The sequence below is a fragment of the Actinacidiphila polyblastidii genome, from assembly GCF_036353415.1.
GTDB lineage: Bacteria > Actinomycetota > Actinomycetes > Streptomycetales > Streptomycetaceae > Actinacidiphila > Actinacidiphila polyblastidii.
The window spans coordinates 120,897-142,574 of record NZ_JAZEWV010000009.1; the positions used below are offsets into that span (position 1 = coordinate 120,897).

A 21,678-nucleotide genomic window follows, 5' to 3' on the forward strand; every position below is an offset into this window, starting at 1 on the left:
TGTTGCTGGACGGAACACGCCGCACTGCATGCCGCGCAGCGACGGACGTCTCGTCGTCGGGGCGAAGCGGCTGTTGGCTGCTTAACGTAGACGGAACACAGAGCCGTGTCCATAGAACGGTCTAGCTCCGTGCGGGCGCGGTATTTCGGTCCGACGATCACCGCATTACTGGTTCTTTACTTAACTTCTGGTCGGCTGACTGGCTGGCTGGGTCGAGGCGCGGCCCGGGGCCGTCCGGCGGGGTGTGCGGACGGCCCCGAGGTGGTGCGGGTGCGGTCAGGTGGGGAGGTGCCAGGTCTGCCAGGGGTTGGTGTTGCGGTCGTAGATCTGGAGGCGGGTGGCGTTGGTGGTGGTGCCGGCGGGGTCGTCGAGGTAGCGGCCGGACTGGGGGTTCTTGAGGTGTCCGTCGGTTTCGGCGGTCCATTGCTGGGCGCCGGTGCCGTTGCAGTCCCAGATCTGGAGCTTGGTGCCGTTGGCGGTGCCCTGTCCGGTGACGTCGAGGCATTTGCCCAGGGCGCGGATGGTGCCGTCGGTGCCGATGGTCCAGGACTGTGCGGTGCTGCCGTTGCAGTCGTAGAGCTGGACGGCGGTGCCGTTCGTACTGCTGGCCGCCGCGACGTCCACGCACTTGCCGCCCACGCCCGTGATCGCGCCGGTGCGCGACCCACCCGGCGGCGTGGTCCCCCCACCGGTGGGGATGTGCACTTCCCCCTGGTTGTAGGTGCGGGCGTCGTAGTAGCCGGCCTTGATCGAGTCGTTGGTGTTGTAGGCCGGGTCGGTCAGCCAGTTCATCCAGACGTTCCAGTAGGTCCACTTGGGCTGCGCGGCCATCTGTGCGGGCTGCGGCACGCTGCCGACCTCGGCCAGCGCCATGGGCTTGGTGCCGGCGATGGTCTGGAGGGCCTGGTACCAGTCGCCTGAGGGGAACTTGTTCACCCAGACGTCCAGGCCGACGACGTCCACGTAGGCATTGCCCGGGTAGTAGCTCGCCGCCTGGGAGGCGCCGCCGGCGACGTCCTTGGGAGCCCACACCCAGATGATGTTGTCCAGGCCCTTGGACTCCAGGTAGTCGTGGGTGATCTGGAAGAGCCGCGCGCTGCCGTTGGCGCCGGGGCGCCCGCCCCACCACGCCCAGCCCTCGTTCAGCTCGTGCTGCGGCCGGAACAGGACGGGGACGCCGGCGTCCTTGAGCTGCTGGAAGTACGGGACGAACTGGTCGAGTTTGCGCTTGTAGTCGTTGTTGAGGGTGCTGCCGTCGGTGATGAGCTGACTCCATTCGGCGTCCGACAGCTTGCTGCCCTTCACCGGGTTCGAGCCGCCCTCGAAGGAGCAGGTGGCCACGTCGGGGCGGCAGGCGTGCATCATCAGACCGGGGATGGTGCCGTTGGCCCATTCGGTCCTGGCTTCGTCGACCACCGTCTGCCGGTTGTTGATGTCGTCCTGGCTGAACCCGAAGTCACCGTTCCAGACGCCGGGGTACAGGCCGGTGATGTCGTGGGCCTTGCGGACCCACTGGGCCGGGTCGCTGTTCGCGCCGCCCTGCTGGCCGGACAGGACGTGGTTGCCGGTGAGGCTCCTTAGGTACGCGATCTCGTCGGCTCGGGTGACTCCGGCCGCTCCGGGCGGAGCCGCCGAGGCGGAACCGCCGGTGACCGTGAGGGCGACACCTGCGACCGCCGCCACCGATGCTGCGGCCACAAGTGCGCGTGTTCTGGCACGGAGGGACATGAGCGAGTGCCTTTCGTAGGCGTCGGACGTCGGGTGGGGTCAGGTGGGGAGGTGCCAGGTCTGCCAGGGGTTGGTGTTGCGGTCGTAGATCTGGAGGCGGGTGGCGTTGGTGGTGGTGCCGGCGGGGTCGTCGAGGTAGCGGCCGGACTGGGGGTTCTTGAGGTGTCCGTCGGTTTCGGCGGTCCATTGCTGGGCGCCGGTGCCGTTGCAGTCCCAGATCTGGAGCTTGGTGCCGTTGGCGGTGCCCTGTCCGGTGACGTCGAGGCATTTGCCCAGGGCGCGGATGGTGCCGTCGGTGCCGATGGTCCAGGACTGTGCGGTGCTGCCGTTGCAGTCGTAGAGCTGGACGGCGGTGCCGTTCGTACTGCTGGCCGCCGCGACGTCCACGCACTTGCCGCCCACGCCCGTGATCGCGCCGGTGCGCGACCCACCCGGCGGCGTGGTCCCCCCGCCGCTGGGAACCGTGAACTGGCCCTGGCTGAGCACCCGGGAGGAGTTGAAGGTGGCCTGCAGGCCCGAGGCGGTGTTCGCCGAGGTGAGGTAGTCGGACCAGATCATGAACCAGGCCCACTGCGGCTGTGCGGCGAGCTGCGCGGGCGTCGGCACCGTGCCGACCTCGGCCAGCGAGACGGGCTTGCCGTGCGCGACGTTGAGCATCGCGTTGTACCAGTCGGCGCCCGGCCAGGAGTGCACCCACGGGTCGAGGCTGGCGACGTCCACGGAGGCGTCACCGGGGTAGAAGCCGGAGACGCCTCCCGAACCGCCGTTCTGGTCCGTGTCCTTGACGTTCCACACCCAGATGATGTTGGTCAGGCCCTTGGAGACCAGGTAGTCGTGGGTGATCTGGAACAGCTTGGCGCTGCCGTTGGCGCCGGAGCGGCCGCCCCACCACGCCCAGCTCTCGTTCATCTCGTGCAGCGGCCGGAAGAGAACCGGGACTCCGGCGTCCTTCAACTGCTGGAAGTACGGCACGGCGGTGTCGAGCTTGGCCTTGTACGCGCTGTTGAGCGAGGTGCCGTTCGTGATCAGCTGACTCCAGTCGGAGTCGGACAGGCTGGCGCCGTTGATGCCGCCGTCGAAGGCACAGGTCGCCACGTTCGGCTTGCACATGTGCCAGGTCAGGGCGACCAGCGAGCCGTTGGCCCACTCGGTCTCGGCCTGGTTGACCATGGTCTGGCGGTTGGCGATGTCCGCTGCGGTGAAGCCGAGTTCGCCGCCCCACAGGCCCGGCCACCTGCCGGTGATCGCGTGCGCCTGCGCGGTGTACTGCGACGGGTTGCTCAGCGGCTCCTTGTTGTGGACGCCGCTGATCACGTGATTGCCGCTGATCTGGTGCAGGTAGTCGATGACTGCCGCGGGTGTCGACGCACCGGTCGCGGACGCCGGTGACGGCGATGCGGCCAGCCACGCCGCCGCGGCCAGCGGCAGCGCGGCCAGCAGGGCGGCCGTCCTGCGGCGGAGGATCTTCGGTCTCAAGGGAGAGCCCTCTCATGCGTGGTGCGCGGAGTGGAACGCTGCATGCGCGGCCTTGCTCGAACTCGCGAACCCGCTCGGCCGACGCCACTGTCACGCTCTATTCGGGTCGGAATTCGACGTCCTGGAAGTTAGAGCGTGTGCATGACAGTGTCAATGGACTGGACAGCATCGACATAAAACGTGCCAGTTGTCAGCGTGAGCTTGACCGCGTGGCGCGGACGCGGGCGAGTGAGGGATCGGACTGGAGCGCTCTATGCGTGACGTGCTCGCCGGGACGTTCACCGAGAGGCCGGGCCGGCCTACGGGAGCAGGGCCCGTGTCTCCCGGGCCGCCGGCGCGTCCGGAACCCGCCGGGGCCGGCGCTTCCTGGCCGTCGTGGGGGAGGAGCACGATCGGGCCGCCGGGCCGCCGGGCCGCCGACGCGCTCGACCGCGGCATCCGGCCCGCCCCGCCCCGCGCGGCCGGGCCGCTTCGGGAGCGCCGCAGCCGCAGCGCACACCCGAGGGACTCCTGATCGGCCCGGGCGCCGGCGCGGCCGTCGGATCGCTTCTGCGCGGCCGGCGCAACCGAACGATGGGCGGGGCGGGTTCGCCTCCGGTGCAGCGGCGCGCCCACCGGCAGGGACGAACGGCCCCGCCGTCACCCGGTCACGTCCAGGAGCGGATGCCGCTCACCGTGCGGTCGGCCGCGATCAGGCCGGCTCCGATGAGGCCGGCGTCGGCCCGCAGCGCGGCGCGCTCGACGCGGACCCCGGCCGCGAACGGCAGCACCGCGTAGGACGCGAGGTGGCGACGCAGGGGCGGGAAGAGCACGTCGTGGGCCTCGGCGACGCCGCCCCCGATGACGGCCACCTCGATCTCCACCAAGGTGGCCACCGCCGCGACGGCGGCCGCCAGAGCGCGCGCGGAGGTGTCGAAGGAGGCCAGGGCGACGGCGTCGCCCGCGCGGGCGTCAGCCGCGAGCGCCGCGCCGTCCGTGGCGGCGCCGGAAGGCTTCCAGCCGTTCCGCAGGGCCCGCCGGGTGAGGGACGTGCCGCTGGCCAACTGCTCGACGCAGCCGCGGGACCCGCACGCGCACGGATCTCCCAGAAGGTCGACGGTGATGTGGCCGAGGTGTCCCGCGTTGCCGGTGGGGCCGTTGCGCACCACACCGTCCAGGACGAGTCCGGCGCCCACTCCGGTCGACACCACCATGCACAGCGCGTCCCGGCAGCCGCGGGCTGCGCCTATCCGGTGCTCCGCGGCCGTCATGGCGACCGCGTCCCCGCACAGCGTCACGGGCAGCCCGGCCACGGCGGGCAGCTCCGCGACCCGCGCGACGATCGGGAAGTCCCGCCACCCGGGGATGTTGACGGGGCTGACCATGCCGCGGGCGATGTCGACCGGGCCGGCACTGGCGATGCCGAGCGAGACCACACGCGTCCACTGCGGTAGGGCCGCCAGCTCGGCCAGCACCGCCCGCACGGCCGCGAACACCTCCAGGGGCCCGCCCGCGGGCGGGGTGCTCCGCTGGGCGCGGTGCAGGACGCCGCCGTGTCCGTCCAGCACCGCGCCGGCGATCTTGGTGCCGCCGATGTCGAGGGCGGCCAGAAGCCGGTCGCCGGCGCCCGCGGGAGGCGGAGACGACACCTCGGAGGATCGAGTGACCATGACTGTTCTCCGTCCGGACGATGAGGGCCAGGGAAGGCGGCGCGCCACGCCGGGCGCCGGTGGGTGATGCCCCTGCGCCCGGTCAGCTGAGCCGATCAGGTGCGTGCTGATCAGGCGGTGCCGGCAGGGAGGCTCCGGTCGGGTGCGGACCCGTCAGGGAAGCGGCGCGAGGGCGTACAGCGCGAGGATAGTGCATCGTTTTAGGTTCGTTCCGTCTTTGGTCTGACCCAGCCCGAGAGCGCGGACATGAACCCGGGGAAGTCGTCGCGGTGGATCGAGCGGCCCGCGCCGGGCACGGTCCTCAGCTCGAACCCGCGGGCGCGCAGGAGCTCCTGACGGTCGGGCGGAATCCGCTCCCCGGGGTCGGCGAGGAGCACCGGGGAGGGACGGACGGCCGCGGCGGGGAGTCCGGGCGCGGGCGGGGGAGAGGTCGTGCGGCTCACTGCGCCCGGCGGGGTCGCCGCAGACGGCCCGGTCGGCGGCCAGGCCGCGGTCGACCGCCCGCACCAGCACCAGGGCGGCCAGGGTGTGCCCGATCGCCACCTCGGCGCCGTCGGCACCGTCGGTATGGTTGATAAAACCTTCCAGTCGCACCTCCGGTGGAGCGCGCGACGCGGCGCCGCGCACCATGAGCGGGCCTGCGGGCAGGCCGTGGCGCTCCCACCAGGCGAAGGCTAAGGTGAGCGGTGTGGTATCGGGCCGGCGGCTTGGGCATGCGGGTACTCGCGCGCTCTATCCGGTCGGAGCCCGGTATTCCGGCAACGACCTGAAGGTGGACATCCGGTGGCGCGCACGGCAACGTCGGGGGAGGGCCGCAAGGCCACGATCAAGGATGTGGCGAAGCTCGCCGGGGTGTCGCCGTCGGCGGTCACGATCGCGGTCCACGACAAGCCGGGTGTCTCGTCCACCACCAAGGAGCGGATCCTGCGGGCGGCCCGCGAGCTGGGCTGGAGCCCCAACCAGGCGGCGCAGTCGCTGTCGGGCCGCGCGCTGCACACGGTGGGGCTCGCCATCGCCAGGCCGGCGCGGATGCTCGGCCTCGAACCGTTCTACATGGAGTTCATCTCCGGCATCGAGAGCGTGCTCGGCCGGCACTCCTGCTCGCTGCTGCTGCGGCTGGTCGAGCCGGAGGAGGAGGTCGAGGTCCAGCGCGGTTGGTGGCAGGGCAACCGGGTCAACGGCTCGATCCTGGTCGATCTGCGCGCGGACGATCCGCGGATCCCCGCCCTGGCCGGTATCGGGCTTCCCGCGGTCGTGGTCGGGCATCCGTCGCTGGCCGGTCCTTTCACCTCGGTGTGGACCGACGACGCCGCGGCGACCGCGGAGGCGGTGCAGTACCTGGCCGCCCTCGGCCACCGCCGCATCGCCCGGGTCGGCGGCCCGGCGGAGCTCGGCCACAGTGCCATCCGCACCAAGGCGTTCACCGACACCGCGGAGCAACTCGGCCTGTCCGCACGCACCGTGGCCGCCGACTTCTCCGCCGACCAGGGCAGCCGCGCCTGCCGCAACCTCCTGCTCTCCCCCGAGCGTCCGACGGCGATCGTGTTCGACAACGACCTCATGGCGGTCACCGCGCTCGGCGTCATCGCCGAGTTCGGCCTGTCCGTGCCGCACGACCTGTCGGTACTGGCCTGGGACGACTCGCAACTGTGCCAGTTGACCCGCCCCACGCTGTCGGCGATGCAGCACGACATCTTCTCCTTCGGCGCCGACGTCACCGAGACCCTCTTCGACGTCATGATGCACCGCGAGGCGGTGTCGCACGCCGCTCAGGTCCCCAGTCTCGTCCCGCGCGGCTCCACGGCGCCACCGCCGGCGGACCAGCGCCGCCACTGAGGTGGCCGTGAGCCCGCGGTGGCCGGGCCGGCGCCCGTACGCCGCGGACTGACGGGTCGGCCGCGGCCGGGAGATGCCCCCGGCCGCGGCCTCTTCGACTCCGCGTGCGCGTCATCCCGCCAGCGCGGGCGCCTTCGCGGGCCGGGTGCCGTGGTCCGCGGGCTCCGCGGTGCGCGCCGCCCGCCGGGGGAGGGCCGTCATGAGGGCGGCGGTGACCGCGAGCGCGCCGACCATCCAGAGCATCGCGTGCTCGAAGGCGCGGACCGGGGTCGGGCCGGTGAAGGCGACCGAGACCAGCGCCAGGCCGAACGCGTTGCCGAGCTGGTTGGTGGTGTTGATCAGGCCGGACGCCGACCCCGCGTGCTCCTGCGGCACGTCGGACAGCACCGCGTCCGTCAGCGGGGAGAAGATCATGCCCATCCCGGCGCCCATCACCAGCAGCGGCAGCGCCATCTGCCACGAGTGGACCGTGTGCCCGTAGCGGGCGGCCTCCGCGATGTAGAGGAGCGCGCCGGCGGCCGTGATCAGCGCCCCGGCCTGCAGCACCATACGGCCGAAACGCGGGACCAGCAGCTGGACCGACAGGCCCGCGGAGGCCGAGCACGCGACGGTGAACGGCAGGCCGGTGAGCCCGGCGTGCAGCGGGGTCCAGCCGAGGGCGATCTGCATGTAGAGCGTCCAGACCAGGAAGAAGATGCCGCACGCGACGCCGAAGAGCAGCTGGACGCCGATGCCCGCGGCGAAGCTGCGGGCGCGGAAGAGCGCCAACTCGACCAGCGGCGAACCGTCCTTGGCGGACTTGGCCCGCTCGTAGCGGACGAAGCCCGCGAGCACCGCGGCTCCGCCGGCCATCATCGCGTAGCCCCACAGCGGCCAGCCGTTCTCCCGGCCCTGGACCAGCGGGTACATGATCAGCAGCAGGCCCGCGCTGGCCAGCGCGACACCGTTCAGGTCGAGCCGGAGCGCCTGCGGGGCCTTGGACTCCTCGATGAAGCGGCGGCCGAGGAGCAGCCCGGCGATCCCGACCGGCAGGTTGATCAGGAAGATCGGCCGCCACTGCAGCCCGAGGATGTCCCACTGGGTGAGCAGCGCGCCGAGCAGCGGGCCCGTGACGGCCGCCAGGCCGATGATCGCGCCGAACATCCCGAAGACCTTGCCGCGCTCCTCGCCGACGAAGGTCGCGTGGATGATCGACAGCACCTGAGGCACCATCAGCGCGGCCGCCGCGCCCTGCAGCAGACGGGTCGCCACCAGCATCTGCGGATCGGCCGCCGCCCCGCACAGCAGCGACGCGACGGTGAAGCCGGCGGTGCCGATCAGGAACACCCGCTTGCGGCCGTAGATGTCGCCCAGTCGCCCGCCGGTGATCAGGCCGACCGCGAACGCCAGGGCGTAGCCGGCCGTGATCCACTGCACCGCGCTGAAGCCGGCGCCGGTGTCGCGCTGGATGCTCGGGACGGCGATGTTGACGATGGTCGCGTCCACCAGGTCCATGAAGCTGGCCGTCATCACGACGGCCAGGGCGATCCAGCGCCTGCGCTCGGTACTCATTCCTGGGCTCCTGCCTGCCTCGTTCGCTGACAGGCCCCACGCTAGGGGGAATATAGGACAGGTATTGTCCTATACAGCGCCGACCCTGGGACGCATGACGGACACCCCGGCCCGCATGCTGCGCCTGCTCTCGCTCCTTCAGACCCCGAGAGACTGGTCCGGCACGGAGTTGGCCGAGCGGCTTGCGGTGACCACCCGGACCATCCGCCGCGACGTGGACCGGCTGCGCGAACTCGGCTACCCGGTCGAGGCCACCATGGGCTCGGTCGGCGGCTACCGCCTGGTCGCGGGCAAGGCGCTGCCACCGCTGCTGCTGGACGACGAGGAGGCGGTCGCCATCGCGGTCGGCCTGCGCGCGGCGGCGGGCAGCGCGGTCGACGGCATCGAGGAGGCGTCGCTGCGCGCGCTGACCAAGCTGGAGCAGGTGCTGCCGCCGCGACTGCGGTACCGCGTGGGCGCGTTGGGCGGCGCGGTGGTGACGATGACCGGTGGCGGCCCGCGCGTCGACCCCGCCACGCTGACCGCCCTCGCCGGTGCGATCGCCCACCACGAGCGCGTCCGCTTCGCCTACACGGCGGGTGACGGCGCCGAGACCAGCCGCCACGCCGAACCGCAGCGGCTGGTCGCCAGCGGCCGCCGCTGGTATCTGGTCGCCTGGGACCTGGCGCGCGAGGACTGGCGCATCTTCCGGGTCGACCGGCTCGCCGGCGTCACCGCGACCGGCGCGCGCTCCGCGCCGCGCCCGCTCCCGGGCGCCGACGCGGCGGAGTTCGTCGAGTCCAAGCTGCGCGACCTGTGGCCGCTGGCGGCGGCCGTGGTGGACTTCGACGCCCCGGCCGACGTCGTGCGGTCGAGGCTCGGTCAGGCGCCGGGTGAGGTCGATCCGCTGCCGGACGGCACGTCACGCTGGCGCGTCGAGGCGGACCGCGTCGACTGGATGGCCGTTCGCCTGCTGATGCTGGACCTGCCCTTCCACGTCCGGTCCCCCCAGGCCCTGATCGACCGCCTGCGCACCTTCGGCGAGCGCGCACGCGACGGGACGGCGTGACAGGCCGGTGGGACAGGCCGGCGTGAAAGGGCCGGCGTGCGGTGCGTGCCGGCGCCGCGCCCGCTCAGAAGTGCCGGCTCTCGAAGTCGTGCAGCAGGACGGTGAGTTGCTGCTCCTGCCGGGCTGCCGGAGCCGGCTGCACGCTGCCGTGGTCGATGGCGTACGTCTCGAGGACCGCGTCCATCTGGTCGTCGAGCAGGGTCCAGGTCGTGTGGTCCACCGCCTGCAGGGAGGTGGCGTCGGCGTCCCAGTCGTCACGCATCCTCTGCACGGTGGCGTGGGAGGCCGCGGCCGTCCCGGCGCGGTCCTGCGCGATCGCGGTCCGCGTGAGCGCCTCGTACTTCGCCACCGCCGCGGCGGTCTGGGTGCTGGTCAGTGCGGCCTTCTGGCACGCGGGCAGCGTCTCGCTCCGGCCGGTCGGGTCGCAGGTGACGTGGGGCTGGTGGTGGGCCCAGACCAGCAGCGTGACGGTGGCGGCGGCGACCACGCCGAAGGCGCCCAGGGCGACGTGCTCCCTGCGCGTGCCGGTGGCGACCGACGGCTCGTCGGTCCGCTGCCGGGACGGCTGCTGGATCTCGGCGACGTCCCTGCGGCTGATCGACAGGTAGACGACGGTCGCCAGGATGGCGCTGAGGAAGATCAGGCTCGTGGCGAAGGTGCCCAGGCCGAGCCCGACGGGCTCGCCGGGGCTGGTGGCGGTCTTCGGGGAGGCGAGCCAGTCACCGATGTTGGCGCCCAGCGGGCGGGTGAGGATGTAGGCCAGCCAGAACGACAGGACCGGGTTGGCGCCGAACCTCCACAGGACGGTGATCGACGCGATGAGGCCCAGCGGCAGGAACACCGACTGGGCGGGCGTCCAGTTGGTCAGCTCCAACGTCCAGTCCCCGGTGGCGGTGCCCAGCGCGAAGGTCACCAGGACGGTCAGCCAGTAGAACGCCTCACGCGGGAAGGTCGTGATGCTGTGGATCGACAGCGTCCGCTCGCGCAGCCACCAGATCCCGAAGACGAGGGCCAGCAGCGCCGAGAAGACCGTCGAGCTGAGCCACAGCGGGACGTGCAGCTGATCGGTGAGCATGTCGGTGTAGAGGGTGCCCGCGACGCTCACCACGACGACGGTGAGCCAGTAGGGGAAGGGGCTGTAGCGCTCGGTGCGGAACTGGACGGTCAGCACCACCGCGAACACCGCGGTGAACAGCAGCATGGTGTTGGTCAGGCCGAAGCCCAGCGTGGTGTTGACGTAGTCCGCGAAACTCTCGCCGACGGTGGTGCAGAGGATCTTGATGATCCAGAACCAGAGCGTGACCTCGGGCACCTTGTTCAGCAGGCGGCGTCCCGTGGCGCTGTGCGCGGTCGCGACGGTCGTGGGAGGTGTCATGCCGCGACACTGTAACGTCTACAGCGCTGTAGACGGTAATCTCGCAGCATGTCCCACGGCCCACCCGCGCGCACCGGCGGGCACCACCAGCGCGACGCCCCGCGGCGACGTCGTCAGCGGGCGCAGGCCCGCGTCACCTCCGTGCACAGCAGGGTGCTGGGCTCGATCGTCGCGGTGACCGGCTGCGCGGTACTGGTGTTCACCGTGCCGCTGGCCGTCGCGGCGGACCACATCCACCGCGAGGACGCGGTGGCCCGGGTGCAGAGGGACGCCATCTGGGCCGCGGCCGGACTGCGCGGGGAGGCCGTCCGCGCGCCCGTTCCGGCCGGACTCCGTCCGGCGTCGCGCGGAACCGGTCTCGGCGTCTACGGGCCGTCCGGCCGTCTCGTGTACGGCTCCGGTCCGCACCTCTCGCCGGTGGCGGGCCGGGCACGCGACGGCGAACTCCACCAGAGCATCGAACGCGGCCATCTGGCCGTCGCCGTACCGGTGTTCGACGCCGGTCGGGTCCGGGCGGTGGTACGGGCGTGGACGCCGTGGGATCCGGTCGCCGACAGCATCGCCTTCGCCTGGCTGGTGCTGGCCGCTCTCGGCCTCGTCGTGGTGGCCTTGTCCGTGCTGCTCGCCTGGCGCCTTGCCCGGCGGGTGGCGACCCCGCTGGAACGGCTGACGGCGACCGCCCGCGCGCTGGGATCGGGGGACTTCGGCGTCCAGCCGGAGCGCACCGGCATCCGGGAGGCCGACGCGGCCTGGCAGGCTCTCGCGGCCACCGCGAGGAGGCTCGGCGATCTCCTGGAGCGCCAGAGCCGTTTCAGCACGGCGGTCTCCCATCAGCTGCGGACACCGCTGACCTCACTCATGCTCGGGCTGGAGGCGGCGCAGTGGCTCGACGACGCCCACTGCCGGCAGGCGCTGGCCACCGCCATGCGCCGGGCCGAACACCTCGGCGACACCATCGACGACCTGCTGCGGCTGGCCCGCGAAACCCATCGCCGCGACGAGCCCACCCGCGTCGCCGACGTGCTCGACCGGATCGCCGAGCGGAACGGCGAGGCCGTCCGCGAAGCCGGGCGGGTCCTGGCCGTCCGGTGCCAGGACGGCCTTCCGGCGGTGAGCGCGTCGCAGGCGGCGGTGGTGCAGATCCTGGACACCCTGGTGGACAACGCCCTGGTCCACGGGCGCGGCCGGATCACCCTGACGGCCACGGACGTGGGCACGGGCGTGGCGTTGGAGGTCGGCGACGAGGGCCCCGGCCCGGCCCGCGCGGGCGACGGCGTCTTCGGCTCCACGCAGCACGACGGCCATCGGCACGGCATCGGGCTGCCGCTGGCCCGTTCGCTCGCCGAGGCGGAAGGGGGCCGGCTGCTGTTGCGCCGGCCCGGCCCCCGGCCGGTGTTCAGCCTCATGCTCCCGGCGCACGCGGCGACGGCCGATCCGGGAGACCGCCGGGCCGGATCGGCCGGGGCCGCGACGCAGGTGGCGGGTCAGGGCTGCGCCTCGTAGCGGTATCCCTTGCCGCGGATGGTGGTGATACGGGTCCGCCCGTCGTCGGCGTCGGCCAGTTTGCGCCGCAGGGCGGAGACATGGACGTCCAGGGTCTTGCTCGCCGCGAGCCATGGGTCGTCCCAGACCTCGGCCATCAGACGGCTGCGGCCGACGACGGCGCCGGCGGACCGGGCGAGGACGGCCAGCAGTTCGAACTCCTTGGGCCGCAGCCTCACTTCGGTGCCGCCGATGTGCACGCGGCGGGTGTTCATGTCGACGGTGGTGGCGCCGGCGCGGATGACCGGCGGCCCGGAGCTGGTCGCCCTGCGGCGCAGATGCGCCCGCAGCCTGGCCAGCAGTTCGGTGAGCCGGAACGGTTTGGTGAGGTAGTCGTCGGCGCCCGCGTCGAGAGCGACCACCACCTCGAACTCCCGCGTGCGCGCGGTGAGGACGACGATGACCGTCTCCACCGGAAGGAAGGCGCGCAGCCGGCGGCACAGGTCCACGCCGTCGATGTCCGGCAGCCCGAGATCGAGCAGCACCAGGTCGGGGGGACGGAGCCGGGCCCGCTCGGCCGCCTGCCGGCCGTTCTCGGCGCGGACGACCGCGTAGCCGTGGCCGACCAGCGCCCGGTGGAGTTCGTCCGCGATCGCCGCGTCGTCCTCCACGACCAACAACTCCGCCATTGCCATGCGCACATTACACCGCATGGCAGGTAAACCATTTTTTGGATCTCCCGGTGATTCCCCTGATATCGGCCTGCCTACGGTGGGATCGACCTCGCGCCCGACGTGCAGAAGTGAAAGGGATTATCCGATGAGCGAATCCGATCCTGACCGCAACGGTCCTCTCGACGGCCGGCTGGTGATCGATCTGTCGCATGCCCTGGCCGGCCCGCACGCCGCGATGATGCTCGGTGACCTGGGAGCGCGGGTGATCAAAGTGGAGCTGCCGGACGGCGGCGACGAGACCCGGGGATGGGGACCTCCTTTCGTCGGTCCGCCGCAGGCGCCGGAATCCACCTATTTCCTGTCCTGCAACCGCAACAAGGAATCGGTCACCGCCGACCTCGCCGGCGAGGAAGGCCGTGACCTGCTCCGCCGGCTGGTCCGCCGCGCGGACGTGCTCGTCGAGAACTTCCGTCCTGGATCGCTGGACCGGCTCGGCCTTTCACCGAAACAGCTGCGCGCGTGGAATCCCGGGCTGATCGTGCTGTCGATCAGCGGGTTCGGCCACGACGGCCCGCACGGCGACCGGGCCGGCTACGACCAGATCGCCCAGGGCGAAGCCGGACTGATGAGCCTGACCGGCGCTCCGGGGAGCCCCACCAAGGTGGGCACACCGGTCGCGGACCTGCTGGCCGGGATCTTCGGCGTCGTCGGGGTGCTGGCCGCACTGCTGGAGCGCGGTACGAGCGGACGCGGGCAGATCGTGCGCACCTCGCTGCTGTCCTCGGTCGTCGGCATCCACAGCTTCCAGGGAACGCGGTGGACGGTCGCCGGGCAGTTGCCGGAGGGCAGCGGCAACCAGCACCCCTCCATCGCCCCCTACGGCCTGTTCCCCTGCTCGGACGGCCACATCCAGGTCGCCGCCGGGAGCGAGCCGCTGTGGCGGTCGGTCGCCGCGGTCACCGGTCTTGACCCCCGCGATCCGCGCTACGCCGCCAATGCCGACCGGGTGCGCAACCACGCGGCGCTCACCGCGGACCTCGAAGCGGTGTTCGCCCGCGACACCTGCGCCGCGTGGAGCAGCCGGCTGGACGAGGCGGGCGTCCCCGTCGGCCGGGTGCGCGCCCTCGACGAGGTCTACGCCTGGGAACAGACCCGCCAGCAGGGCCTGGTCATCGAGGTCGGCCACCCCGTCCTCGGCCCCATCACCCTGCCGGGCCCGCCCTGGAGGTTCGAGGACGGCGACGCAGGCCGTGACCGGCACACCGCGCCGCCCACACTGGGCCAGCACGACGCCTCCGTACGCGCCTGGCTCGCCCAGGCCGAAGCGGACGACGCCCAAGCGGACGACGCCGAAGCACACGCCGCCGAAGCGGACGGTGGCGAGGCGGAATCCGACCGCATCGCGGCGGGGCACGGGGCTGCCGATGATCCCGGACGGTGACCGTTCCCGCCGCGGGCCGGCGGACTCGGCCGCCCCGCCTGCCGCCCCCGCGCCCCGTCCTCAGGGACGGTTCCGGAGTCCGGTCGATCCGTACGTCGCGGCCCTCGCCGGCACCGTCGTGCTCGCCACGCTGCTGCCCGCCGCCGGCCCCGCCGCCGCACCGGTCGGTTCCGCCGCGAACGCCGCCGTCGCCCTGCTGTTCTTCCTCCACGGGGCGCGGCTGTCCACCCGGCAGGCAGGGGACGGGCTGAGGCACTGGCGCCTCCACCTCACCATCGTGACGAGCACCTTCGTGCTCTTCCCGCTGCTCGGCCTGGCCGCGCGCGGACTGGTCCCGTACCTGGTCGCGCCACAGCTGTATCCGGGACTGCTCTACCTGTGCGTGCTGCCGACGACGGTCCAGTCGGCGATCGCGTTCACCGCCATCGCCCGCGGCAACGTACCCGCGGCGATCTGCGCGGGAACGTACTCCAGTCTGCTGGGACTCGTCGTCACCCCGCTGCTGGCCGCGACGCTGCTCGGCTCGGCCGCCGTCTTCTCCGCCGGCCGACTCACCGCCCTGGTTACCCAGTTGCTCCTCCCGTTCCTGACCGGACACCTCCTGCGGCGGTGGGTCGGCCCGTTCGTCGACCGCCGTCGCGACGCCCTTGGCCTGGTCGACCGCGGCTCGGTCCTGCTGGTGGTGTACACGGCGTTCAGCCAGGGGATGGCCGGGGGCATCTGGCACCGGGTGAGCCTGCCGCGGCTGGTCGAGCTGCTGGCGGTGGAAGCGGCGCTGCTGGCGCTGGTGCTGGCCGCAACGGGGGCGAGCGCCGCCGCCCTGGGGTTCGGGCGGGACGACCGGATCGCCATCGTCTTCTCCGGGTCGAAGAAGAGCCTGGTCAACGGGCTGCCCATGGCCGCGGTGCTCTTCGGCGCGAAGGCCGGCCCGACGGTCCTGCCGCTCATGCTCTTCCACCAGATGCAGTTGATCGTGTGCGCGGTCATCGCCAAGCGCTGGTCGCGCCATCCCGTGGAGCCGCCGCGGCGGCGGGACGCCGCCGTCCCCGTTCCCTGACGTCGGGGATCTTCTGCGGCCGCCGTCCGCGAGACCGCCGGGGCCGAGGTCCGCCCCTTCGCCCCGTCCGGGGCATTCGGGAAGGATCTCGGCGCGGCGCGCCGTCGCGTTCCCCGGCAAGGGCAACCATGAGGGTCCCTTGGGGTTCCGCAGGGACTCACGGGAGCGGCGTGCGGCGGAGGTGCGCGGTGGGACGGTGGCGGCCGCTGGCGGTACTGGGGACGGCGCAGTTCCTGATGGTGCTCGACACGTCGGTGATGAACGTGTCGATCAGCCAGCTGGTGAAGGACTTCGACACCGAGGTCACCGCGATCCAGGGCGTCATCACCCTCTACACCCTGGTCATGGCCGCCTTCATGATCACCGGCGGCAAGCTCGGTGACATGCTCGGCCGCCGCCGCGTCTTCGGCATCGGACTGGCCGTCTACGGCGTGGGCTCGGCTCTCACCGCCCTGGCACCGGTCCTTTGGGTGCTCACGTTCGGCTGGTCGATCATCGAGGGACTGGGCGCGGCCCTGGTGCTGCCCGCGCTCGCCGCGCTGGTCGGCAGCGCCTACCAGGGCCGTGACCGGGCCGTGGCCTACGGTGTCATCGGCGGCCTGGCCGGCGCGGGCATCGCCGTCGGCCCGCTGCTGGGCGGCTGGCTGACCACGTACGCGACCTGGCGGCTGGTGTTCGCCGGCGAGGTCGTGCTCGTGCTCGCCATGCTGGCCGTGCTCCGCTGGATCGCCGAGGACCCGCCGCGCACCGGGCGGCGGCCACGCCTTGACGCCGTCGGCACCGTGCTGTCCGCGGCCGGCCTGGCGCTGATCGTCCTCGGCGTGCTGCAGAGCAGCTCCTGGGGCTGGCTCAAGCCCCGCAACCCGCCCTTCACCCTGCTCGGCTTCTCCCCGACCGTCTTCGTGATCGCCGCCGGCGGGGTGCTGCTGGGCCTCCTGCGCGCCTGGGAGAACCGGCTCACCGGACGCCGCGGCGCCCGCGAACGCGACCCCGAACCGCTGATCAGGTTCTCGCTGTTCGGCATCCCGCCGCTGCGGTCCGGCCTGATGATGCTGCTCGGCCAGAACCTCATCCTGCTCGGACTGTTCTTCGTCATCCCCCTCTACCTCCAGGTGGTGCAGGGGTTCGACGCCTTCCAGACCGGGCTGCGGCTGCTGCCCGTCTCCGTCACGATGCTGCTGTCCGCGATGAGCGGCCCGTTCCTCGGCCGGTTCGCGAGCCCGCGCACCGTGGTGCGGATCGCTCTGCTGGTGCTGCTCGTCTCGATCGTGTGGCTGCTCGGCTCCATCGACCCGCACATCGACGACGTGTCCTTCGGCTTCGCCATGGCGGTCCTCGGCCTCGGGATGGGACTGCTCGCCTCACAGCTCGGCAACGTCGTCCAGTCCAGCGTCGGCGACGGCGAGCGCAGCGAGGTCGGCGGCCTGCAGTACACGGCCCAGAACCTCGGTTCCTCCCTGGGCACCGCCCTCATCGGCTCCCTCCTCATCAGCGCCCTGGTGACCGCCTTCACCAGCGAGATCGAGGACAACCCGAAGATCGCGGCGGCGACCCGGGAGGAGGCGGGCATCCGGATGGAGGCCGGAGTCAGCTTCGTCAGCGCCGACGAGGCAGGGGCCGGCGCGCGCAAGGCGGGACTGCCGCCCGAAGAAGCGGCCGCCGTCGTGGACTCCTACGCCAACGCCCAGCTCGACGCCCTCAAAGCCGCCATCCTGGCCGCCGGCGGGATCACCCTGGCCAGCCTCGCCTTCACCCGCAAGCTGCCCGCCGACCGCCTCACCGGGAAGCAGCCGTAGCCCCGGGCGCGGTCATGCGCCGGGTGCCTGCGGTGCCGACGGAGCCGATGGTGGCGAGCAGGGCGAGTCTGCTCTCGGAGTCGCTGCCGGGCTCCGCGGTGTACGTCACGATGCGCAGGTCGTGGCGCTGGGTGGTGAGGATGTCGCAGTCCAGCTCAAGGGGCCCGACCTCGGAGGGGACGATCCTCCTGATGGTCGGGCCGTGCTCGGCGATCTCGTGGCGCCCCCAGAGGGTGCGGAACCGCTCGCTCGCCTCGTTCAGCCGCGCGACGAGCCGGTGCAGCTGCGGGTCGTCCGGGTAGCGCCCGGCACTGCGGCGCAGGTCGGCGACCATCGAGGCGTCGAGGGCCTCGGCGCTGTCCGGGCCGTGGAGGTGGCAGTCCGAGGCGCTGGTGAACTGCAGCCACAGCAGGTTGCGGTCCGCTTCCCGCAGTTCGGAGGGGTCGTCCGTCAGCGCCGCCCACATGCGGTTCCAGAGCAGGAGGCTCCACATCGCGTCGAAGACGGCCACGGGCCGTTCGCCGGTGCGGTCCACCAGGCGGCGGACGTTGGCGGGCACCAGCCGGCTGACGCGTCCGCCCCCGGTGGCGTGCCCGGCCAGCCGGAACAGGTGCTCCTGCTCGGTGTCGCTGAGCTGCAGAGCGCGGGCGAGCGTGGCGCACACCTGGGCCGAGGGCGCGCCGGCCCGTCCCTGTTCCAGGCGCACGACGTAGTCGAGGGAGACGCCGGCCAGCACGGCCAGCTCCTCGCGCCGCAGCCCTTTGGTGCGCCGGGCGGTGTTCGCCGGCAGACCCGCCGCGTGCGGGGCCAGCCGCTCACGCCACCCCCGCAGGATCGCGGCCAGCTCACCGGATGCGCTCATGCCCTCCATCCTCGCAGGCCGCACCGTGCACAGCCTGGTACTCCCGATACCAGGAAGAAGCCTCCCTGGCCCGGGTCGGCGGGGTGCCGCAGAGTCGAGAACATGACCATCACGCTGATCACCGGGGCCAACAAGGGCCTGGGTTTCGAGACCGCACGCCGGCTGGTCGCCGCCGGCCACACCGTCTACGCCGCCGCCCGCAACCCCGACGACGCCCAGCGCGCCGCAGCGGAACTGGGCGCGCGGCCGCTGGTCCTGGACGTCACCGACGACGCCTCCGTAGAGCGCGCGGCGGCCCGCGTCAGCGAGGAGCACGGGGTGCTCGACGTGCTGGTGAACAACGCGGGCACCAACGGCGGCGGGCGCAAGCCGCTCGCCGCGTGCACGGGCGCCGACATGGCCGCGGTGCTGGACACCAACGTGGTGGGCATCGTCCGCATGCTGCACGCCTTCCTCCCGCTCCTCGAGCGCAGCGACAACGGCGTCGTCGTCAACGTCGGCAGCGGCATGGGGTCCTTCGCCCGGGTCCACGACCCCGAGCGGGCCGAGTCGCGGGTGCCCGACCTGCTGCCCTACCCGGTCTCCAAGGCGGCGGTGTCCATGCTGACCGTCCAGTACGCCCGCGCCTACCCGAACCTGCGCGTCAATGTCGTCGACCCCGGCCCCACCGCCACGGACCTCAACCGCTTCCAGGGCTCCCAGACCGTCGAGCAGGGCGCGGCCCCCATCGTCGCTGCGGCGCTGCTGACCTCCGGCGGGCCCACCGGCGCCTTCCTCGGCGCCGACGGCGTCAGCCCCTGGTGACCGAGCCCGCCGCCACCCCCGCTGAGAGAAGGAGCCCCTCCATGCTGGTCATCACCGGAGCCACGGGCCAGTTCGGCCGCCAGGTCGTCGAGCACCTGCTCCGCCGCGGCGTGCCGGCCGGCCAGGTCGCCGCGGCCGTCCGCACCCCCGCCAGGGCGGCCGGCCTGGCCGCCCTGGGCGTCGAGGTCCGCCTCGCCGACTACGACCGGCCCGAGACCCTGCGGGCAGCCTTCGCGGGAGCCGGGAAGGTGCTGCTGGTCTCCTCCACCGGACCGGACGCCACCCGTACGGCCCAGCACCGCGCCGCCGTCGACGCCGCGGCCGTGTCGGGCGTGGGCATCCTCGCCTACACCTCGGTCACCCGCGCCCCCACCAACCCGATGGGCCTGGCACACGTCCACCGCGCGACCGAGCGGTACCTCGCCGGCGCCGGCCTGCCCGCGGTCGTGCTGCGCAACGGCTGGTACACCGAGAACCACACCGCCGCCCTGCCCGGAGCCGTCGCGCGCGGCAGCCTCACCGGCAGCGCGGGCACCGGCCGGATCGCCTCCGCGGCCCGAGCCGACCTCGCCGAGGCCGCGGCCGTCGTCCTCACCCTCGACGACCAGGCCGGCAGGACCTACGACCTCACCGGTGACACCGCGTGGACGCTGCCCGAACTCGCCGCCGAGGCCGCGGCGCAGACCGGTGAGCCGCTCGCCTACACCGATCTTCCCGCCGAGGAGTACCGGCGCATCCTCCACCGGGCCGGACTGCCCGACCCGGTGGCCGACCTCATCGTCGACGCCGACGTGCAGATCTCCCACGGCGCCCTGGCCCACGTCACCGGCGACCTGGCCGCGCTCCTGGGCCGGCCCGCCACACCGCTGTCCGCCACCGTCGCCGACGCTCTGCGCGGCTGACCCCGAGCCTGCGGGCCGCCGCGCGGGCGGCCGACCTCCGTGTCTGAACACGCTGTATGGTGTGAGTGGGCCGAGGTCCACGCGAGAGCGCCGCGAGGACCTCGTCCCGTCGGGAAGCACCCACTCGTTCTGAAAGACAGGCACGGTCATGGCACTGACAACTACGCCATTCGGGATACGCACCACCGCCGCGGAGGTACTGGAGGGCGTCGATCTGAGCGGCCGCCGGCTGATCGTCACCGGAGGGTCCTCCGGTCTCGGCGCCGAGACCGTCCGCGCGCTGGCCGGCGCCGGCGCGCAGGTGACCGTCGCCACCCGGAACCCCGCCGCGGCCCAGCCGCTGCTCGACGAGTTCCCCGGCACCCTGGCCGCCGCACTCGATCTTTCCGACCTCGCGTCCGTCCGCGCGTTCTGCGACAGCTGGCGCGGACCGCTCGACGGTCTGGTCGCCAACGCCGGAGTGATGATGCTCCCCACCCGGCAGGTCACCGCCGAGGGGTGGGAGACGCAGCTCGCCACCAACTACCTCGGCCACTTCGCGCTGGCCGTCGGGCTGCACTCCGCCCTGCGGGAGGCAGCCGACCCGCGGGTGACCGTGCTCAGCTCCGGCGCCCAGCTCCGGGCCGGGTTCGACTTCGAGGACCCGCAGTTCGAGCACCGTCCGTACGACCCGTTCGTCGCCTACGCGCAGTCGAAGACCGCGGACGTCCTGCTCGCCGTCGGCATCGACCGGCACTGGGCGCAGGACGGCATCGCCGCCAACGCGTGCGCGCCCGGCTGGATCCACACCAACCTGACGCGCCACCTCGACCAGGCGACCATGCAGTCCCTCGGCGCGATGGACGAGCAGGGGGATCTCGTCACCCCCGACTACTTCAAGACCCCGGCCCAGGGCGCCGCCACCACCGTGCTGCTGGCGGCATCGCCGCTGGTCAAGGGTGTGACCGGGCGGTACTTCGAGGACAACCAGGAGGCTGAGGTCGTCGACGGAGGGCCCGAGGTGATGGCGGGCGTCGCGAAGTGGTCGGTCGACCCCGACGCCGCGGACCGGCTGTGGGACCACGCCCTTTCCGTGGTGCGCTGACGCGGCGACCGCCGAGGCGCGCGGCCGGCCGCGCGCCTCGGCGGTCTGTCGTGCGAGCCCCCGACCGGGGCCGACCGGGACCTGCCGGGACCGGGGGTTGGCGGGGAGCGGAGGACGGGCTTCTGATGAACTGACACCGCGGGCCGCACCTCCCCGCCGCCGGTGCGAGGCCGCGAACCGGTCCGCGTGAGACGACAGAGAGAAGGCGCCCGATGAGACCGGTGACCCGACGCCAGGCCGATCATCACGCCGCGCGCTCGGCCGCGACCCGGGCCCAGGTGATCTCCGCGCTGCAGCGGCTGCTCGACTCCGGCGAGGCGTACTCCGAGATCAGCGTCCAGCGGATCCTGGAGGAGGCGGGCGTGTCCCGTGCCACCTTCTACGCGCACTTCCCCGGCAAGCCGGACGTCCTCGTCTGCCTCACCGACGACCTGCGGGCGTCGCTGCTGGCGCTGGCGCGGCTGTGGGAGCCGGCAGGCGAGGTGGAGGGGGCCGAGCGGTTCGCCGGGTTCTTCGAGGAGGTCATCAAGATCCACCGCGCCCACCAGGGCGTGCTCACGGCAGTCCGGGAGGCGGCGGCCTACGAGTCCGCGGTGGGCGACTTCTACACCGCCGACCTCGAAGGGTTCGACGAGACGGTGCTGCGCACCCTCCTCTCGGAGCAGGCCGCCGGTTCGGCCCCCGCCGACCTCGACGCGGTCGCCGCGAGCCGGATCATCGTCTGGGGAGGCGCCCAGGCGATCGCCCACCACATCCGGGTGGACGACGGCAGCGGCGACACCGTCTTCGCCCGCGAGCTCGCCCGGATCTGGTGGTACGGCGCCTACCGCCGCCCCGCCGGACCCGCCGCCTCAGAGCGCTGAGGAGAGCGCCAGGCCTCCCGCCGGCCTCCATGTCGGCAGCACGGAACGGA

17 protein-coding genes are annotated in these 21,678 nt (G+C 72.7%); 10 read left to right on the forward strand and 7 right to left on the reverse strand.

Annotation, left to right across the window (positions count from 1 at the left end):
• Window positions 1-276 precede the first annotated feature (276 nt).
• From V2S66_RS14050 to V2S66_RS14060, 3 genes are all read right to left on the reverse strand, one after another.
• Window positions 277-1,698 carry a glycosyl hydrolase gene (locus V2S66_RS14050; RefSeq protein WP_330795207.1) on the reverse strand — a complete coding sequence of 474 codons (1,422 nt, stop codon included), beginning with the start codon at window positions 1,696-1,698 and terminating at the stop codon, window positions 277-279.
• A gap of 69 nt (window positions 1,699-1,767) precedes the next feature.
• Window positions 1,768-3,204, reverse strand: coding sequence for a glycosyl hydrolase (locus tag V2S66_RS14055; protein WP_330795208.1), 1,437 nt, complete (start codon window positions 3,202-3,204; stop codon window positions 1,768-1,770).
• A gap of 647 nt (window positions 3,205-3,851) precedes the next feature.
• Window positions 3,852-4,853 (reverse strand): ROK family protein, encoded by a 1,002-nt coding sequence (locus V2S66_RS14060; RefSeq protein WP_330795210.1) that lies wholly within the window; start codon window positions 4,851-4,853, stop codon window positions 3,852-3,854.
• A 783-nt stretch (window positions 4,854-5,636) separates the two neighbouring features.
• On the opposite strand from V2S66_RS14060, the gene V2S66_RS14065 reads away from it, so the two are divergent.
• A complete protein-coding gene (locus tag V2S66_RS14065; protein ID WP_330795211.1) occupies window positions 5,637-6,689 on the forward strand; it encodes a LacI family DNA-binding transcriptional regulator in 1,053 nt (350 codons plus the stop codon).
• Window positions 6,690-6,800: 111 nt separating this feature from the next.
• Here V2S66_RS14065 and V2S66_RS14070 read toward each other — a convergent pair whose 3' ends face one another.
• Window positions 6,801-8,240: an MFS transporter gene (locus V2S66_RS14070; RefSeq protein WP_330795213.1), complete on the reverse strand. Its 1,440-nt coding sequence runs from the start codon at window positions 8,238-8,240 to the stop codon at window positions 6,801-6,803.
• Window positions 8,241-8,334: 94 nt separating this feature from the next.
• On the opposite strand from V2S66_RS14070, the gene V2S66_RS14075 reads away from it, so the two are divergent.
• Window positions 8,335-9,288 carry a helix-turn-helix transcriptional regulator gene (locus V2S66_RS14075; RefSeq protein WP_330795216.1) on the forward strand — a complete coding sequence of 318 codons (954 nt, stop codon included), beginning with the start codon at window positions 8,335-8,337 and terminating at the stop codon, window positions 9,286-9,288.
• A gap of 64 nt (window positions 9,289-9,352) precedes the next feature.
• Here V2S66_RS14075 and V2S66_RS14080 read toward each other — a convergent pair whose 3' ends face one another.
• Complete coding sequence (locus V2S66_RS14080) at window positions 9,353-10,663, reverse strand: COG4705 family protein (protein WP_330795217.1); 1,311 nt, start codon at window positions 10,661-10,663, stop codon at window positions 9,353-9,355.
• 48 nt (window positions 10,664-10,711) lie between these two features.
• Here V2S66_RS14080 and V2S66_RS14085 point away from each other — a divergent pair, with 48 nt between their 5' ends.
• The gene (locus V2S66_RS14085) at window positions 10,712-12,166 is read left to right on the forward strand and encodes a sensor histidine kinase (RefSeq protein WP_330795218.1); all 1,455 of its coding nucleotides are present in this window, start codon (window positions 10,712-10,714) and stop codon (window positions 12,164-12,166) included.
• Here V2S66_RS14085 and V2S66_RS14090 read toward each other — a convergent pair.
• A complete protein-coding gene (locus V2S66_RS14090; RefSeq protein WP_330795220.1) occupies window positions 12,148-12,834 on the reverse strand; it encodes a response regulator transcription factor in 687 nt (228 codons plus the stop codon). The two genes, V2S66_RS14085 and V2S66_RS14090, sit on opposite strands and share 19 nt — an antisense overlap.
• Before the next feature lie 130 nt (window positions 12,835-12,964).
• Between V2S66_RS14090 and V2S66_RS14095 the strand changes: the two genes are divergently transcribed.
• From V2S66_RS14095 to V2S66_RS14105, 3 genes are all read left to right on the forward strand, one after another.
• Window positions 12,965-14,260, forward strand: a complete 1,296-nt coding sequence (locus V2S66_RS14095) for a CaiB/BaiF CoA transferase family protein (RefSeq protein ID WP_330795222.1) — start codon at window positions 12,965-12,967, stop codon at window positions 14,258-14,260.
• A 118-nt stretch (window positions 14,261-14,378) separates the two neighbouring features.
• Window positions 14,379-15,317: a bile acid:sodium symporter family protein gene (locus V2S66_RS14100; RefSeq protein ID WP_413966390.1), complete on the forward strand. Its 939-nt coding sequence runs from the start codon at window positions 14,379-14,381 to the stop codon at window positions 15,315-15,317.
• Between the two features lie 188 nt (window positions 15,318-15,505).
• Window positions 15,506-17,113 carry an MFS transporter gene (locus tag V2S66_RS14105; RefSeq protein ID WP_330795224.1) on the forward strand — a complete coding sequence of 536 codons (1,608 nt, stop codon included), beginning with the start codon at window positions 15,506-15,508 and terminating at the stop codon, window positions 17,111-17,113.
• Here V2S66_RS14105 and V2S66_RS14110 read toward each other — a convergent pair.
• Window positions 17,094-17,975: an MmyB family transcriptional regulator gene (locus V2S66_RS14110; RefSeq protein ID WP_330795226.1), complete on the reverse strand. Its 882-nt coding sequence runs from the start codon at window positions 17,973-17,975 to the stop codon at window positions 17,094-17,096. The genes V2S66_RS14105 and V2S66_RS14110 overlap by 20 nt on opposite strands.
• 102 nt (window positions 17,976-18,077) lie before the next feature.
• Here V2S66_RS14110 and V2S66_RS14115 point away from each other — a divergent pair, with 102 nt between their 5' ends.
• The 4 genes from V2S66_RS14115 to V2S66_RS14130 all read left to right on the forward strand — a co-directional run bounded on the left by V2S66_RS14115 (window position 18,078) and on the right by V2S66_RS14130 (window position 21,628).
• Window positions 18,078-18,779 carry an SDR family NAD(P)-dependent oxidoreductase gene (locus V2S66_RS14115; protein WP_330795228.1) on the forward strand — a complete coding sequence of 234 codons (702 nt, stop codon included), beginning with the start codon at window positions 18,078-18,080 and terminating at the stop codon, window positions 18,777-18,779.
• A 41-nt stretch (window positions 18,780-18,820) separates the two neighbouring features.
• Window positions 18,821-19,681 carry an NAD(P)H-binding protein gene (locus tag V2S66_RS14120; protein WP_330795230.1) on the forward strand — a complete coding sequence of 287 codons (861 nt, stop codon included), beginning with the start codon at window positions 18,821-18,823 and terminating at the stop codon, window positions 19,679-19,681.
• A 148-nt stretch (window positions 19,682-19,829) separates the two neighbouring features.
• Window positions 19,830-20,765 carry an SDR family NAD(P)-dependent oxidoreductase gene (locus V2S66_RS14125; RefSeq protein ID WP_330795231.1) on the forward strand — a complete coding sequence of 312 codons (936 nt, stop codon included), beginning with the start codon at window positions 19,830-19,832 and terminating at the stop codon, window positions 20,763-20,765.
• A 212-nt stretch (window positions 20,766-20,977) separates the two neighbouring features.
• The gene (locus V2S66_RS14130; RefSeq protein WP_330795233.1) at window positions 20,978-21,628 is read left to right on the forward strand and encodes a TetR/AcrR family transcriptional regulator; all 651 of its coding nucleotides are present in this window, start codon (window positions 20,978-20,980) and stop codon (window positions 21,626-21,628) included.
• The last annotated feature ends 50 nt before the right edge of the window (window positions 21,629-21,678 follow it).